This is a genomic window from Bifidobacterium sp. wkB338 (genome assembly GCF_003688325.1).
In the GTDB taxonomy this organism is placed as follows: Bacteria; Actinomycetota; Actinomycetes; order Actinomycetales; family Bifidobacteriaceae; genus Bombiscardovia; species Bombiscardovia polysaccharolytica.
Genome location: NZ_NPOR01000038.1, coordinates 131065 through 146794, shown reverse-complemented (window position 1 = coordinate 146794; position 15730 = coordinate 131065). Strand labels below are relative to the sequence as shown.

The 15730-nt window shown below is 58.2% G+C and carries 11 protein-coding genes; 9 read left to right on the top strand and 2 right to left on the bottom strand.

The window, feature by feature from the left end; genetic code table 11:
- Positions 1-162 precede the first annotated feature (162 nt).
- The 4 genes from CI603_RS07410 to CI603_RS07395 all read left to right on the top strand — a co-directional run bounded on the left by CI603_RS07410 (position 163) and on the right by CI603_RS07395 (position 4928).
- Entirely contained in the window at positions 163-1395 is a 1233-nt protein-coding gene (locus CI603_RS07410; protein ID WP_121913615.1) for an FAD-binding protein, read from the top strand.
- A 225-nt stretch (positions 1396-1620) separates the two neighbouring features.
- Positions 1621-2625: a sugar kinase gene (locus CI603_RS07405; protein WP_121913614.1), complete on the top strand. Its 1005-nt coding sequence runs from the start codon at positions 1621-1623 to the stop codon at positions 2623-2625.
- 92 nt (positions 2626-2717) lie between these two features.
- On the top strand, positions 2718-3383 hold the full coding sequence (eda, locus tag CI603_RS07400; RefSeq protein ID WP_052733372.1) for a bifunctional 4-hydroxy-2-oxoglutarate aldolase/2-dehydro-3-deoxy-phosphogluconate aldolase: 666 nt from the start codon (positions 2718-2720) through the stop codon (positions 3381-3383).
- A 99-nt stretch (positions 3384-3482) separates the two neighbouring features.
- Positions 3483-4928 (top strand): tagaturonate reductase, encoded by a 1446-nt coding sequence (locus tag CI603_RS07395; protein WP_121913613.1) that lies wholly within the window; start codon positions 3483-3485, stop codon positions 4926-4928.
- 211 nt (positions 4929-5139) lie between these two features.
- Here the strand turns inward: CI603_RS07395 and CI603_RS07390 are convergent, their stop codons facing one another.
- A complete protein-coding gene (locus tag CI603_RS07390; RefSeq protein WP_121913612.1) occupies positions 5140-6267 on the bottom strand; it encodes a mannonate dehydratase in 1128 nt (375 codons plus the stop codon).
- 74 nt (positions 6268-6341) lie between these two features.
- The gene (locus CI603_RS07385) at positions 6342-7985 is read right to left on the bottom strand and encodes a mannitol dehydrogenase family protein (protein WP_121913611.1); all 1644 of its coding nucleotides are present in this window, start codon (positions 7983-7985) and stop codon (positions 6342-6344) included.
- 245 nt (positions 7986-8230) lie between these two features.
- Between CI603_RS07385 and CI603_RS07380 the strand changes: the two genes are divergently transcribed.
- The 5 genes from CI603_RS07380 (at position 8231) to CI603_RS07355 (ending at position 15682) form a co-directional block, all read left to right on the top strand.
- Positions 8231-9298, top strand: a complete 1068-nt coding sequence (locus CI603_RS07380) for a LacI family DNA-binding transcriptional regulator (protein ID WP_121913610.1) — start codon at positions 8231-8233, stop codon at positions 9296-9298.
- Positions 9295-10305, top strand: a complete 1011-nt coding sequence (locus tag CI603_RS07375; protein ID WP_121913609.1) for a LacI family DNA-binding transcriptional regulator — start codon at positions 9295-9297, stop codon at positions 10303-10305. The genes CI603_RS07380 and CI603_RS07375 overlap by 4 nt, the downstream gene beginning before the upstream one ends.
- Before the next feature lie 139 nt (positions 10306-10444).
- On the top strand, positions 10445-11902 hold the full coding sequence (gene uxaC / locus CI603_RS07370; RefSeq protein ID WP_259465512.1) for a glucuronate isomerase: 1458 nt from the start codon (positions 10445-10447) through the stop codon (positions 11900-11902).
- Between the two features lie 433 nt (positions 11903-12335).
- A complete protein-coding gene (locus tag CI603_RS07365; RefSeq protein WP_220702268.1) occupies positions 12336-13928 on the top strand; it encodes a UxaA family hydrolase in 1593 nt (530 codons plus the stop codon).
- Positions 13929-14158: 230 nt separating this feature from the next.
- Positions 14159-15682, top strand: a complete 1524-nt coding sequence (locus tag CI603_RS07355) for an amino acid permease (protein WP_046323312.1) — start codon at positions 14159-14161, stop codon at positions 15680-15682.
- The last annotated feature ends 48 nt before the right edge of the window (positions 15683-15730 follow it).

Sequence of the window (15730 nt, the reverse complement as noted above, 5' to 3'; positions counted from 1 at the left end):
AGAACCTGCCTATGTGTGGCTGTATTTTGCTTTTGCCTGCCGTAATTCACTGAATCGGGCCAGTGGGTCGAGAAAGCGGATGAAGGCAGCAGATATCAGATGGCTGGAATATAAGAAGGGCTCCAGACCAACCCTGTCACTCGCGATGATACAGTGAAAGACATGCCAGAAGCAGTCACGGTCAACACCTCAACTCCGACATTTGCTGATATCACCACCATGGGTGTGGGAGGACGTATTGCAGCCTTTGTTCAGCCACGCGACAGGGTCGGACTGATCGAGGCTGTGGAGGGCGCGGATTCCAAGGGGCTGCCTCTCTGCCTGATTGGCGGCGGATCCAATCTGCTGGCCTCTGACCAGGACTTTCCCGGCGTGGTTGTGCGTGACACCCGCCAGGACATCAGCGTGCCTGACGAGGTGGCTCCGCCTGAGGGCGGCGTTCCCGTCGTTCACATCAATGCCACAGCTGGGACCAATTGGGATGACCTGGTCTCCTACTGCGTGCGCATGCACCTGGTTGGAGTAGAGGGTCTATCAGGCATCCCGGGGACTGTCGGGGCCTCGGTTGTCCAGAACATTGGCGCTTACGGCCAGGAGGTTGGGCGTCTTGTCGACTCGGTCGAGGTCTGGGACCGCCAGGACAAGGTCACTGCCTATCTACGTGCCTCTGATCTCGATTTCGGATACAGGACCTCCCTGCTCAAGCAGACCATGTACCAGGCGCCTGCCGTGCCCGATACGCGGTTCTTCCCCACTCCCCGGTACGTGGTGCTTTCTGTCACACTGGTTTTGCGACACGGGTCTGCCGCTCAGGTGGGTTCCGTCCAGCTTGCCAAGGCTCTAGGTGTGGAAGTTGGGGCAACCCTGCCTCTGGAGCGGATTCGACAGGCGGTCCTGACCGTCAGAGCAGGCAAGGGGATGCTGGAGGATCCCTACCGGTACCTGACTGATTGGATGGGGTCCTGCCGCCGAACCTCCGACTTGGAAGAGGCACTGGAGGCAGTCCAGGGTGACCTTCACGGCCCTAGGGGCGAGCGGGCGCTGCTTGACCGTCATAGCTGCGGGAGTTTCTTCACCAATCCGATCATCAGTCGTGAGGCCGCGGATGCCCTGCCGGCGGATGCCCCTCGCTACCCTGTCGAAGACTCGGCCTTGGTCAAGACCTCAGCAGCCTGGCTGATCGATCATTCAGGTTTCCACAAGGGATTCGCTTTGGAGCAGGGGTCGGCTGCTGCCCTGTCTGACGTGCACACACTGGCCTTGACCAACCGGGGAGGTGCCGGATCAGACGACATGGTGGCCCTGGCCCGTGCCATCCAGAAAGGCGTGGATTCCACCTTCGGCATCCGACTGATTCCCGAACCTGTCACCCTGGGTATTGATTTGGCCTGGTAGCCCCTGCTTCAAGCTTCGTTTTTCAGACCCTCAGATCAATGCAAAGATCTGAGGGTCTGTTTTTTTAATAATGCCGGGACAAGCAACAGCTGGCAACATATTCCTCCGCCATCCCTCTATCACATAGCTTGAAAACAGCAATGGACGAATCGGACAGGCACCCGCGTTGATGCAGGTTGAGACAGGCCCGTCGGGTTCATCTGTCCAGGTCATGGAAGGAATGGTATGGCGGTTTCCCACGACATAGTGGTCAGCGGCGTCCGTCCCGGCAAGGTCCTCCTGGTCGGCGAGGGTATGGGGCTCTTCGCGGCAGGCGAGGAGGGACCCTGCAGCGAGGTCGGATCTTTCAGCGCCTCGGTGGCCGGTGCTGAGCTCAATGTGGCAATCGGTCTGGAGCGGTTGGGTCAGCATCCGGTCTATATGACTCGCATAGGCCAGGATCCAATAGGCGAACGGATCCTGTACTTCATGCGGCAGAACAACCTGGACACCTCCTTGGTCGGCAAGGATGCCACTCGTTCCACTGGCTTTATGATGAAGTCCAAGGTAGAGCAGGGAGACCCCAAGACTTACTACTTTCGCAAGGGATCGGCGGCTTCGGCCTTGGGCCCTGCCGATGTCAAGGCCATCGATTGCAGCGGAATCTCGCTGATGCATATGACCGGAATCCTCCCAGCGCTTTCGGAAAGCACACTGGAAGCCAGCAAAGCGCTGGTTGAGCTGTCTCGGGCCAATCAGATTTTCGTTTCCTTTGATCCCAACGAACGTCCGGCTCTCTGGAAGAGCGACAGGCAAATGAAGCAGACGCTCCTGTCCTTGAGCGCCAAAGCTGATCTGGTCCTTCCAGGCATTTCCGAGGGCAGGCATCTATTCGGGCTGGACAATGTCCGCGATATCGGTCAGGCCTTCATTGACAATGGCGCCCGTTATGCGGTGGTCAAGGACGGGCCTGATGGAGCCTACGCGACGGACGGTCACGATGGTGTCTACGTTCCGGGTTTCAAGGTTGATGCGGTGGTGGACACAGTCGGTGCCGGCGACGGTTTCGCAGCCGGTGTCTTGTCGGCCCTGCTTGAAGGCCAACGCATGTCCGAAGCCTTGGAGCGCGGGTGTGCCGTTGGCGCCATGCAGACCCAGGTGGTATCCGACAACGAAGGCTTGCCCGACAAGTCCCGGTTGAATGACTTTATTGCCGGACGCCAGCGGGCGGTGGTCAGACAGGTTGGCTGAGCCGGTTTATCTGGGCGGCGATCAGAAGCCCTCCATAGACAGGCGATGGATTCGATTCAACAAGTTCAATTCCACAAGAGAAGGAAGCAGGCATGAGCGAGTTTGACAAGACGGACGTACCGGAGGAGCGGATCGGATTGATTGATCTGATCAGAACAATCAAAGTGGTCCCCCTGGTGACCCTGCATTCACCCGAGGAAGCGGTTCCTCTGGCCAGGGCCCTGGCTTCCGGTGGAGTACCCATCGCAGAGGTCACCTTCCGATCGGCTGCCGCCCTGGACGGGATGCGGGCTATTCACGATCAGGTGCCTGAGGTGACCCTGGTGGCAGGAACTGTGCACACGGTCGACCAGGCACGCCAGGCAGTGGAGGCAGGTTGCAAGGGTGTCGTCTCCCCGGCATTCAGCGATGCTGTGGTCGACTGGTGCATGGGCTCCCGGATACCGGTCTTGCCTGGAACGGCGACTCCCAGCGACATCGAGAAAGCCTATGATCTTGGTCTGCGTTTTACCAAGTTCTTCCCAGCCGAGGCTTACGGTGGCGTCAAGACCTTGAAGGCACTCTCCGGCCCCTTTGCCGAGATGAGCTTCCTGCCCACCGGCGGAGTCGGGTTCGGGAACGCTCGTGAATACATCGACCTGCCCAACGTCTTTGCTGTGGGCGGGAGTTTCCCTGTACCGTCCAAGGCCCAGCGCCAAGGCGATTGGAAAGCCGTTGCTGATGCCTGTGCGCAGGCCAGGCAGGTGGTGCAAGGCTGAGTGTCTGAGTCCCGGGCTGGTCATCGGTCGCCAAGTTCGATGATCTGGCCGAATCTCCTGTATGGGCGGGATGACGCAAGCGGACGGAAAGGAAGCATCGTGGAAAGATTACAGGAAGCAGTGGCCGTGCATCTGGGGCTGACCAGTACAGAGGCAGCTCAACGACCCATCAGGATCATCCAGTTCGGTGAGGGAAATTTCCTTAGAGCATTCGTTGATTGGATAGTCCAGCAGCTCAACAACAAGGGCTTGTTCGGGGGGAACGTTGCAGTTGTCCAGCCCCTTGAAAACGGCAGAGTCCATGTCTTGGAGGACCAGGAGCGGCTCTATACAGTCATTCTGGAAGGCCTCAAGGATGGAAAGCCCGTCCGTAGCCATGAGCTGATTGACTCTATCGGCAAGACAGTCGACCCCTACAAGGATTGGGATGGTTTTCTGGCTCTGGCCGATGATCCTGATACGCAGATCATCATCTCCAATACCACTGAGGCAGGCATTGCCGTCAACGATGGGGATAAGGTCACAGACCAGCCGCCGGCAGGATATCCGGCAAAGTTGGCTCATCTGCTCAAGCGTAGGTTCGACAGGTCCCTGCCGGGCTACCTGATTATGCCCTGCGAGCTTATCGCCGACAACGGTTCGGCTCTGCATCGTGCTCTGATAAATGTCGCCGAACGGTTCGGATGGGGCAAGGATTTCATCGACTGGCTTGATCAAGAGAACACTTTCGTATCCACTCTCGTGGATCGGATAGTTCCTGGCTACCCGCGCGAAGATGCCCAGGAGCTTTGGGAGATGCTGGGATACGAGGATCAGAATATGGTCAAGGCCGAGTCCTTCCTGCTCTGGGTCGTAGCCGGTGACCAGACCGCCCAGCGCAGGGTTGATGAGCTGCTTCCCGCGCGGAAGGCCGGAATCGACCTGGTGACCTGCGATGCTGTACAGCCCTACCGTGAGCGCAAGGTTTATTTGCTCAACGGTCCTCATACCACCATGGCCCAGGTGGCTCGGCTGGCCGGCTTCAAGACTGTAGGACAGGTCATGGGCGATAAGACCATGCGCTCTTTCATCACACGCGAGATGGAGGAGGAGATCATCCCCGTCCAGACCCTGCCCAAGGAGGAGTTGGAGAACTTCGCTGCTGCTGTTCGCGAGCGGTTCGACAACCCCTTTGTCCAGCATTCTTTGGATTCCATAGGGTTGAACTCGGTCTCCAAATTCGTCTCCCGTCTTCTCCCGCTGGTCACGGCAAACGTAGAGCAGGGACATGGGCTTCCGGAACGCATCGTCCTGGCACTGTCTTGTCTGGTGTGGATTTATGGCGGCAAGGCCGGTGATGCTGTGAAGATTCAGGATGATCAAAAAGTTATCGATGCTTTTCGCAAGGCTGCTGGTCAGAAGGATTTTGTCAATCGGATTCTTGCTGATGCTTCAATTTGGGGCCATGACCTGACCAGGATCGCAGGGCTGGCGGAGGCTGTCCAGAAGAACCTGGACGATTTGGCCGACCAGGGTGTCCAGCCCCTGATTGACCGATTGGCGTGAGCCAACAGTGCAAACGAGGGGTCAGCTGCTTCGAAGCAATTTGATTCTCGCATTTGCATGTATGTCGGCTTTCCCAGATTGAAAAAACTTCCCACAGGGCGCGGCCTTGACGGGAACATTGAATAAGCGTCTGATGCCAGGTCGGGTTTGCGATTGACCCGGACTGGCATCAGACGCTTCCTTCTTATTGTTCAGGATTTCTTTTGCTTTATCAACGGTTGTAGCGGTAAGCGTCCCAGACTCCAAGCAGATACTGGATGCCCATGGCGCGGTCATAAAGGCCGTAGCCTGGTCGCGGTCTACCGGCTTCCGTGTTCTCGCTCCATAGATGGCGTCCGTGGTCGGGGCGGATGTAGCCCTGGTAATCGGCCTCGGCGTAGGCCTTCATGATGCCGACGGTGTCCACGTTGCCCTCGCTTGCACGGTGACCCACCTCATAGAACGAGCCCTGCTCGTCGGTGAACCGGATGTTGCGCACGTGGCTGAAGTAGATCCTGTCCATGAAGGTCTTGACTGCATCCACGGCATCGTTACCCCGTCTGGATGAGAAGGATCCCAGACACAGGCACAGTCCGTTGCAGGGGCTGGGATTCAGATCCAGCACTTGTTGGATCCCCTCCTTGCTGGAGACCACGCGCGGCCAGCCGAACAGGTCGAATGCAGGGTCGTCGGGGTGGACGGCCAGCTTGACCCCGTAGCGCTCGCAGGTGGGGATCACGGCATCCAGGAAGTACTTGTAGTTGGCGTACATCTGCTCGTGGCCCATTCCCTGATAGGCCTCCATCAGTTCAGGCAGATGGGCAAGCCGTTCAGGTTCCCAGCCGGGCACAGTCAGGGATCCGGCCCCCTTCAGGGTTTCGTCGATGATGCCCTGTGGGCTGAGCTGGTCCACCTGATGCTGGTTGTAGTAGAGGGCGGTGGACCCGTCTGGGCAAGGGTGGAACATCTCCGTGCGCAGCCAGTCGAAGACCGGCATGAAGTTGTACGTAACGACTTTGACCCCGGCCTTGCCCAGGTTGGCTACGGTCTCGATGTAGGCGTCAATGGCTTGGTCCCGGCTGATTCCGAGGACCGTCGAACCGGTCTTGATGGACTCGTGAACGTTGACGGACTCAACCACGTCAGCGTTGAAGGTCTTGGTTATGCCTGCCGCTCGATCCCTGGCGGACAGCCCGGTGATTGTGGCCATGGCCTCTTCGATTTCGTCCGGCTGCCAGACCTCGCCGGCCTGTTTATGGTGCAGGGACCAGACAATGGTCTCCACCCCCGGAATCTGACGAATATCGTCCAGGCTGATGGTGTCGTTGCCCTGGCCATACCAGCGGAATCCCATGTGCATGATGCTCTCTCCTTACATTCGGATCGGACGGACCCGGTCATTGTGTGCCTTGTTCTGTCAGTAGGCTGCCGATGTCACCAGGCGCTTGCAGCCTTGTGAAGGGTGCTCGCTACAGCGCCATTGCCTTGGCACATGGCGGTCAGGAAGGTCTCGATTTTGTCGGCCAGCGGGGTGGCGTTCAGATCAATTCCGAAGATGGATGTGTCGGCCAGGATGGATTTGACCGTGGTCGCCAGAGTCTCCTTCTCGGCTGACCCGTTGAGTGGGATGTCGACCAGAATCCTTTGAAGCTCCTCCAGGCGCGGGTCTGGGCTCAGCTTGACCGGCCGTCCGGCATCGTCGGTTCCATTGCCATCCGAACCGATCAGCAGCCGCAGCCAGGCGGCGATGATCAGCGGGATGGCCTCCAGATCGGCTGTGTCAAGGTCCTTGTCCCGGGTGTACTTGCTGATGGTGATTCCGTATCTGACCGGAATCTTCTGGGAGGTGTCGGCGCAGATGCGCGCCGGCGTATCGGGCAGACCAGGATTGGGAACCCTGATCTCAATAACTTGGCGGAGGAACTCCTTGGGGGAGAAGATGCCCGGGTCCTCGACCACAGGCAGTCCTTCCACATACCCCAGACGGGTGACCAAGGCCTTGAGGTCCGGGTCGGCGATGGTCTTTGACATGGTCGGATACCCCAGGAGCATCCCGAAGACGGCCAGGGCCGTGTGCAGGGGGTTCAGGCAGGTGGTGACCTTCATCTGGTCGGCGGCGTTGACCGTGTCCTTGTCGGCCATGTAAACCCCTGCTTTCTCCAGAGACGGGCGGCCTGCAGGGAAGTCGTCCTCAACCACCCAATACCAGGTTTCCTCAGTGTTGGCATATGGGGCCATAGCGGTTCCGCCCCTGGTCCGGAAAGGTTCCGCGTCGGCGACGCCCAGAGCCTTGAGGCGGCGACCCACCTCCTTGTCAGGGTTGGGAGTGATTCTGTCGATCATGGTCAGCGGGAAGGTGATCTTGTTCTTGTCTCTGAGGTAGTCGCCGAAGCCTTTTTCGGCCAGACCCCTCCCTATCCACTCGTCAGCCATCTGCCTGACGGCTTGGCCGAACCGCTCCCCGTTTCGTGAGAAGTTGTCGGTGCTGACCAGGGCCAGGGGAAGTGCACCGGCTTGGAAGCGCTCCAGCAGGAGGGCCGTGATGACTGCGATGGCGCTCTTGGCTTTATCGGGTCCGCCCTCGAATTCCGGAGCGATCCATGGTAGCGGCTGGCCCTGGGAATCGACCAGGGCATAGCCTTTCTCGGTGATGGTCGTGGTGACCATCTGCAGGCTGGGATTGCGGAAGACCAGCCTCAGATCATGCAAGGGCTTCGGATCCTCGCCCAGCGGGTAGGCGCCTGCAACGGAGGCGACCAAGGATGTTTTCATGGATCCGTCCGCCCTCAGGATGACCTGAAGATAGCGGTCGTCGAAGGGGGTGTAGGCCTGGTCTACGATGGCAGGGTCGAAGGATTCGGCCACCAATATGCCTCGGTCGGTGGCGCCTGACTCCAGAAGTTGTTGGGCAATGGGGGCGTGGACTGCCCTGAAGAGATTGCCGGCCCCAAAGTGGACCCAGGCAGGCGAGCGCTTGGTGGCCTGGCGCATGGCTTCGATGTCGTAGGTTGGCAGGGTCACGCCGGCCTTCTGCCAGGCTGCAGACTCATTATGTATATCGTCACTAAGGTGAAGCATCGGTGCCTTCCTTTATCAAAAGAAACATATCTCGGAGACCAGGCGTAAACGCTTGTCCATCCTGCTTCCGAACCTATCAAGTTGGTGCCTGTCTGCTTTCGTAGTTGCAGTTTGTTTCTCATCAGACTGCTGTCGGCTGCTACAGGACTGGGAAGTCACTTATACTTGGAAGCTGGAAGTGCTCGGCACCGTTGGCGTGTATTTCATGCGATATGGGGCAGACCAAGGAAGGCTGATACGAATAGATGAAGACCGGAGCAGATTCGGGTGGCGATGCCTCCACGGACAACCGCCATATCACCATATATGATGTGGCTCGTCAGGCCGGGGTGTCCCCCTCAACGGTCTCGCGTACCTTCTCGCGCCCGGATCGGGTCAGTATTTCTACGGCTCGAATGGTTCAGAAGGTCGCTGATGAACTGGGCTATCACAGCGATATCGTCGACAGCCGGTCAGGCTCGCAGGGCCGGGGGCTGGTTGCGGTCATCGTGCCCGACCTGGGCAATCAGTTTTTCACCGGTGTTATTCGCAACATCCAGGACGAGTGCGAACGCTTGCGCTTTGAAACCCTGATTCTTGATACCCGGGAGTCCATCACCCGGGAGCGCAGGATCGTCGATACGGTCGCTCCCGTGGTCTCGGGAATCATCCTGGTCTCCCCAAGGATGCCCGATGCCATGATCCGCAAGTGCGCCCAGCTGCGTCCTTTGGTCAGCGTCAACCGTGACGTTCGTGGCGTATCCAGCATCAGCATCGACGTGGCCAAGGGGGCCTGTCAAGCGGTCGACTACCTGTACTCATTGGGTTATCGGAGTCTCACCTATTTGGATGGTCCGGCGGCCTCATGGTCGGGAGGCATCCGGTGGCGGCATATCTTCAATGAATGCGACGCCAAGGGGATGAGCGTCAAACGTTCGCTGCCTTGCGCTCCTACCTTTTACGGAGGCTATTCCTTCGCAGAGAAGTATATGGACGACCCTACAGGAGCGGTCATCGCTCATAATGATCTGATGGCAATCGGCCTGATTGCGGCCCTCAGACGGCTTGGTTGCGAGTGCCCTCGTGATATCTCTGTCATCGGGTTCGACAACGACACCATGTCCATGGTGAGCAGTCCGCCTCTGACCACCATTCATATGTCCCTTTCAGTCCTCGGGCGGGGGGCTGCCGACCTTCTTATGCAGCGTCTTTCCGGAGCCAACCTGTCCGTAGCCCCGACGGTTCCGGCCCGTCTGGTCATCAGGCAGAGCACGGGTGCCAGGTCGATCAAACCTGTGGATCGAAACAGGGCAGCGAAGGAATCTCGGTCATGAGCGGTCATAACCGTTCCGGGCGCGTGACAATCAGAGAGGTGGCTGACAAGGCCGGCGTCTCGCCCTCCACGGTATCGAGGGCATTCGCTCGGCCTGATAGGGTCAGTGCGGCCACAACCAAGCGGATATTCGCTGCAGCCGACGCACTGGGGTACTATACGGAGCCGGTCGATACGGTTCCGTCCAGGACGTTGCGGGGCATGATTGCCATCATCGTTCCGGACATCGCCAACCAGTTCTTCTCTGACATCATCCGTTCTGTACAGCACGAGTTCAACCTGGCTGGATTTGCCCTTATCGTCGCTGAATCCGAGGAAAGTGCCAGCAGAGAGCGGGCGGCTTTCAACAAGATCGCCGCTTATGTGGACGGGGTAATTCTGACCTCCTCGAGAATGCCTGATGCCATGATCCGCAAGTGCGCCCAGACCAGGCCCATCGTCGTGGTTAACCGGACCGTGCGTGGGGTGCCCAGTGTGGCCATCGATATTGGCACTGGTATCCGTCAGGCCGCAGAGCTACTGGTTTCCATGGGGTTTTCTCGAGTGACCTATCTGGATGGGCCCTCTTCGTCATGGTCGGTGGGAGTCAGGTGGAATCACACCTGCGAAGAGTTTCGCAAGCGTGGGGTGACTGTTCGACGAATTTGGCCGGGTCTTCCCACCTTCGTCGGAGGGTATGCCCTGGCCAAGCAGTACCTGAATGATCCTACAGGCGCCGTCATTGCCCACAATGATCTGATGGCCTTGGGTTTCATGGCTGCCATGCGTCGTCAGGGTATTCGCTGCCCGGACGACTATGTGATCATCGGATTCGACAATGACACTATGGCGCAGGTCAGTGATCCGCCATTGTCCAGCGTGGGTAACACCCCGCCCAAACTGGGTAAGACAGCAGCCGGCATTCTTCTGGATCGGCTGAATGGCCGAACCAATCTGGCGCAGAGCATCATGATTCCCTCTCGCCTGATCGTCCGGGAAAGCACGGGTAAGGCTACGTCAGGTTCCTGATCAGGGAAGGTTTCGACAAATCATGGCAACATCGAGACCGTCTCTTTTCAAGCGCGCATAGGCTGACTCATGGTATATGTGAGTTCCGATCGTGTGACTGTTTCGCCTGTCCGTTGGTCTGTACAGGGGAATTTTGGGCATGACGGAAATTCGAATGCCGGACTTGCCGTTTTCGACTAAGGAGTTTGTAGTGGCTTTCCTGGATGACGATTTTCTTCTCAGGACGCAATTGTCTCGGGAGTTGTTCCATGAGGTGGCTGAGAATCTTCCTCTGGTGGATTATCACTGCCATTTGCACGCCAAGGAGATCTATGAGGATCCCAACTTCGATAATATTGTCGATGCTTGGCTGACAGATGGTCACAATTATGGAGACCATTATAAGTGGCGGCTGGAGAGGGCCAATGGCATTCCGGAACGGTTGATCACCGGAGACGGGGACCCCTGGGACAAATTTATGGCTTATGCCCAGACCATGGAACAGGCTGTGGGTAGCCCAGTCTATCTGTGGACGCACATGGAGCTGCAGAGGTACTTCGGCATCCGCGAACCCCTGACCACCAAGACCGCCAAGTCCATCTTTGATCAGACGAATGAACAGCTGGCCACCCCGGACTTCTCGCGAAGAGCACTTCTGCGTCGCATGAACGTCAAGATCGTCTGCACCACGGATTCCCCTGAGGATAATCTGGAGTATCACGATCAATTCGCCAAGGAGGGGGAGTCTTTTAGGATGATTCCTGCCTTCCGTCCGGATGCGGCCCTGAATCCGACCGCCGAAGGGTATGGCGATTGGATCGGCACAATGGAGTCGGTCTGTGGCAAGCCGATCAATGACTTCAGCGGACTGGTCGACGCTCTGCGTGATCGGGTGGAGTACTTCCACCAGCATGGTTCCAGACTCTCAGACCATGCTGTCGATGTGGTGGAATTCACTCCGGCGACTGTTGAGAATCTGGATGCCATTTTCAGCAAGGCCAGGGCCGGACTAGACCTGGACAGGCATGAACAGGCCCAATATCGTGCGGCTCTCCTTCTTGAGCTGATGCGAATCTACAAGGACAAGGGCTGGACCATGCAGCTGCATCTTCAGGCCAGCCGCAACAACAACTCGACGGCTTTCCGAAAGCTTGGAGCCGACACGGGTTACGATTCGATGGCCGACAATTCGGTTGCCGCCCCCCTTGCCGCCCTGCTTGACCAGGCGCAGAGTTCGAACATTTTGCCCAGAACCATCGTCTATTCCCTCAATCCCAACGACTATATGGCCATAGCCACTGATTTAGGCTGCTTCGGAGGCGATGATCGGGGCCAGCTTCAGTTGGGCAATGCCTGGTGGTTTAACGACACCGTCACCGGGATGCGTCGGCAGCTCGAAGTTTTGGCTGAAACCTCGCTCCTGGGCAATGCGGTAGGAATGACCACGGACTCCCGCAGCTTCCTGTCCTTCCCCAGGCATGAGCTCTTCCGCAGAGTGCTTTGCGGGCTCTTGGGCGACTGGGCCGCCCAGGGCGTCATACCTGATGACAAGGAGTATCTGGCTCCTCTGGTCCGTGCAGTCTCCTACGAGAACGCCCTGGCCCTTTTTGAGAGCTAAGGCCCAAGTAGTCGGCAGGGTTGACTTGCGCTATACGATTGTGCAGCGGACAGGTCGATTCGCAGACAACAAGGGTGTCGGGCAAGATGGCTCTCGGGTCCACGATTTGGCCTGACTCTGTCTTGCCTACGCCATCACCGGCCACGCCGATCACTGTGGATGTTCAGGGTTCCACCGAGCAAGGCGTTACGCTGGACGAGACTCTGGTGCTTTATCGTAGAGCGCGGATGGGGCCAAGTTCTCCTTCAAGGTCAAGGATCAGCCTCAGCATGGTCTGCTTACCATTCGTAAGGACGGCGCCTTCTGGCTTCTGTTGCAGGAATCCTTAGGGGGCTGGCGTTCTTCATTTGCTGCGCAAAGGTTGGCAACAAAGTGACCGGTATCTTAGAAGGCTCGTTAGCTTGAAAGTATGAGTGAGGCAAAGAGGCATTGCATGATTCCAGAGGGCGGTTCCACAGGATTCGTCTCCACCTGCGGCGACGGTAAAGCCACTGGTTTGAAGCATGACTATATCAACGATATACCGGCGCGGACCGGTCAGGACACAATCCTGCTTAATCCTACGGATATGGTGGCTGTCGCTGCCAGGAATCTGGAGCCCGGCGAAAGTGTCCTGGTAGAGGGTCGTGGCGAAGTGACGGTGCTTGACCAAATTCCCCGTGGACACAAACTAGCGCTTCAGGACATTTCCAAGGGTGAGGACGTCATCAAGTATGGCTATGCCATCGGCCATGCCAAGGAGGCTATCACCACAGGACAATGGGTCCACACGCACAATCTGGCCACCAACCTGGGCGCCGACCTGACTTACCGTTATCAGCCGGTTACCGACACGGTCAAGCCGGGCAGTCCGACTGGGACTTTCCATGGATATCGGCGCGCCACAGGTAAGGTGGGCATCCGTAACGACCTCTATATCGTCCCAACCGTAGGTTGCATCAATAGTCTGTGCAACGCCATGGCACGGTCTTTTTCAGCCCGCCATCCTGACAACGGATCTTTTGACTCGGTGATTGTGGCGCGTCATCCTTATGGATGCTCCCAACTCGGAGGCGATCTGGTCTACACCAGGCGTTGTCTTCAGGACATCGCCACCCATCCCAACGCTGGGGGTGTGCTCCTCGTTGGTCTGGGGTGTGAAAACAATCAGATGGAGGACATGCTGAGCACCCTGGGCGAGTATGACACGAACCGGGTTCGTTGGATCGTATGCCAGGATGTGGAGGACGAGCTGGACGAGGCCGATGCCCTCCTGGACCAGATTAACGAGGCGGCCAAAGGTGATCACCGTGAAGAGGTGCCACTGTCCGAACTCAAGGTCAGTGTTAAGTGCGGCGGGTCCGATGGAATGTCAGGCATCACGGCCAACCCGCTGGTCGGCCGGTTCGCTGAATGGGTGGTTACTCAGGGCGGTTCCGTGGTCCTGGCCGAGGTCCCTGAAATGTTCGGGGCCGAGCAGGTCCTGATGAGCCAGGCACACGACGAGCAGGTCTTCCATGATATCGTCGACCTTATCAACAATTTCAAGGGGTTCTTCCGCAAATACGGCGAAGTCATATCCGACAATCCCTCTCCTGGCAACAAGAAAGGCGGAATCACCACTCTGGAGGATAAATCCTTGGGTTGCATCCGCAAAGGCGGTCGTTGCGAGGTCGAGGAGGTGCTCAACTATGGCGACCATATCTCCAGACCTGGGCTCTCCCTGCTGCAGACGCCAGGCAACGACCTTGTCTCCAGTACGGGAATGGCTGCGGCCGGAGCGCAAGTGGTCCTCTTCACTACTGGCCGGGGCACTCCCTTCGGAACTTTCGTGCCTACTGTGAAAGTAGCTACCAACACGCCTCTGGCCACCAAGAAGCATCGTTGGATTGACTTCGACGCCGGCCGTCTTTTGGATGAGCCCGGGGATCAGGTTTTCAACGATTTTCGTAAGAAAGTCCTTGCAGTGGTCAACGGTGAGCAGACCTGCAATGAGCGTAACGGCATGCAGGACATTGCCATATTCAAGGATGGCCCGACTGAATAGAGTGCGGGTTGCACCCAATGGGCACCCTGGTCGAAATGGCTGGGGTGCTTTGTTGCCTATTGGCGGATTACTGTGCCTTGATCAAGTTGTCGATTCCGGAAGGCTTGCCAGCGGGTAATATGCCGAAGGTAATATCCCGAAATGAGCAAAGTCCGGAGTTGTGTGCCCCTATCTCCTATAGTGATGGGCCGGAGGAGTTTGCGGCACAATAAGTCACGATTGGGAGCAGGATGGAATTATTCAGAAAGAAATCCGTTGAACAGACCCTGGCGGAGACCGGGGAGGAGGGTAGGTCGCTTAAGCGGACGCTGACCACCTGGGACCTGGCCATTATGGCCGTCGCAGTGGCCGTGGGCGCTGGCATCTTCTCGGTGGGGGCCCAGGCGGCGGCCTTCCATGCGGGGCCGGCCGTCATCATCTCCTTCGTCATCGCAGGCATTGTCTGCGCAGCGGCCGTCATGTGCTACGCGGAGTTCGCCTCCATGATCCCGGTTTCAGGCTCGGCCTACACCTTCACCTACAACACCATAGGCGAACTGGTGGCTTGGATCATCGGCTGGGACCTGATTCTGGAGATGCTCATGGCCGCCTCGGTCATCTCCAAGTACTGGGGCGTCTACCTGAATGACTTCATCCATCTGATGGGGGGCACCTCATTCAGCTCCAGCTTCCATCTGGGCGGCCTGGATGTGGACCTGGCCCCGCTGGCGGTCGTCACCCTCTTCACGGTTCTTCTGGTTCTGGGTACCAAGCTCTCGGCCCGGTTCGACGGCGCCTTGACCGTCCTCAAGATCGGCATCGTGGTCTTCGTCATTGTGGTGGGCTTCTTCTATGTCAAGTTGGACAACTACCGGCCCTTCATCCCGCCTTCCGAGCCCGCTTCGGCCGTTCCAGGGGCCAGCGTGCCAGGAATCATGGGTCAGCCGCTCTGGCAGTGGGTTTCCGGCATGCAGCCCACCATCTACGGTGTCCCCGGCATCCTCTCAGGCGCCGCCCTGGTCTTCTTCGCCTTCGTAGGCTTCGATATCGTCGCCACAACATCCGAGGAGGCCAAGGAGCCCCACAAGACCATTCCCCGCGGAATCGGTCTGGGCATGCTGATTGTCATCACCCTGTACATCCTGGTCGCCATCGTCACCACCGGCATGGTCTCCTACAAGGATCTGGCCAAGGCCAAGAACCCATCCCTGGCAACCGGTTTTGAGATGGTAGGGGCTCCTTGGGCCGCCAAGATCATCTCCTTCGGCATCGTGGTGGGTCTGACCACTGTGGTTATGGTGCTCCTGCTAGGGCTGACCCGCATCGTCTTCGCCATGAGTCGCGACGGGCTTCTTCCCCGTGCCCTGTCCCGAACCGGCCGTCATGGCACGCCTGCCCGCATCCAGATCCTGGGTGGCATCGTGGTGGCCGTGGTGGCCTCCTGTTTCCCTATAGACGTCTTGTCCGACATGGTCAATATCGGCACGCTTTCGGCATTCCTGCTTGTGGCCATTTCTCTGCCCATCATGCGCAAGCGTCGGCCGGATCTGCCCCGATCCTTCAAGATGCCCGGCAACCCCTGGGTCCCCATTCTGATTGCTCTGGCCTGCCTCTGGCTCATGCTCAACCTGACCGTACTGACCTGGATCCGGTTCGTGGTCTGGTTGGCTGCAGGCCTGGCCATCTACTTCGGCTATTCCTACCGGCACTCCCTGCTCGGTCGCCATCAGCTCAGCGGGAAGATATCCGAGGCCACTCAGGCTGGTCTGGACTGACCTGGAGCGTCGGCGCTGGAGTGTAAGGTGAGTACTCGCATACTCAGG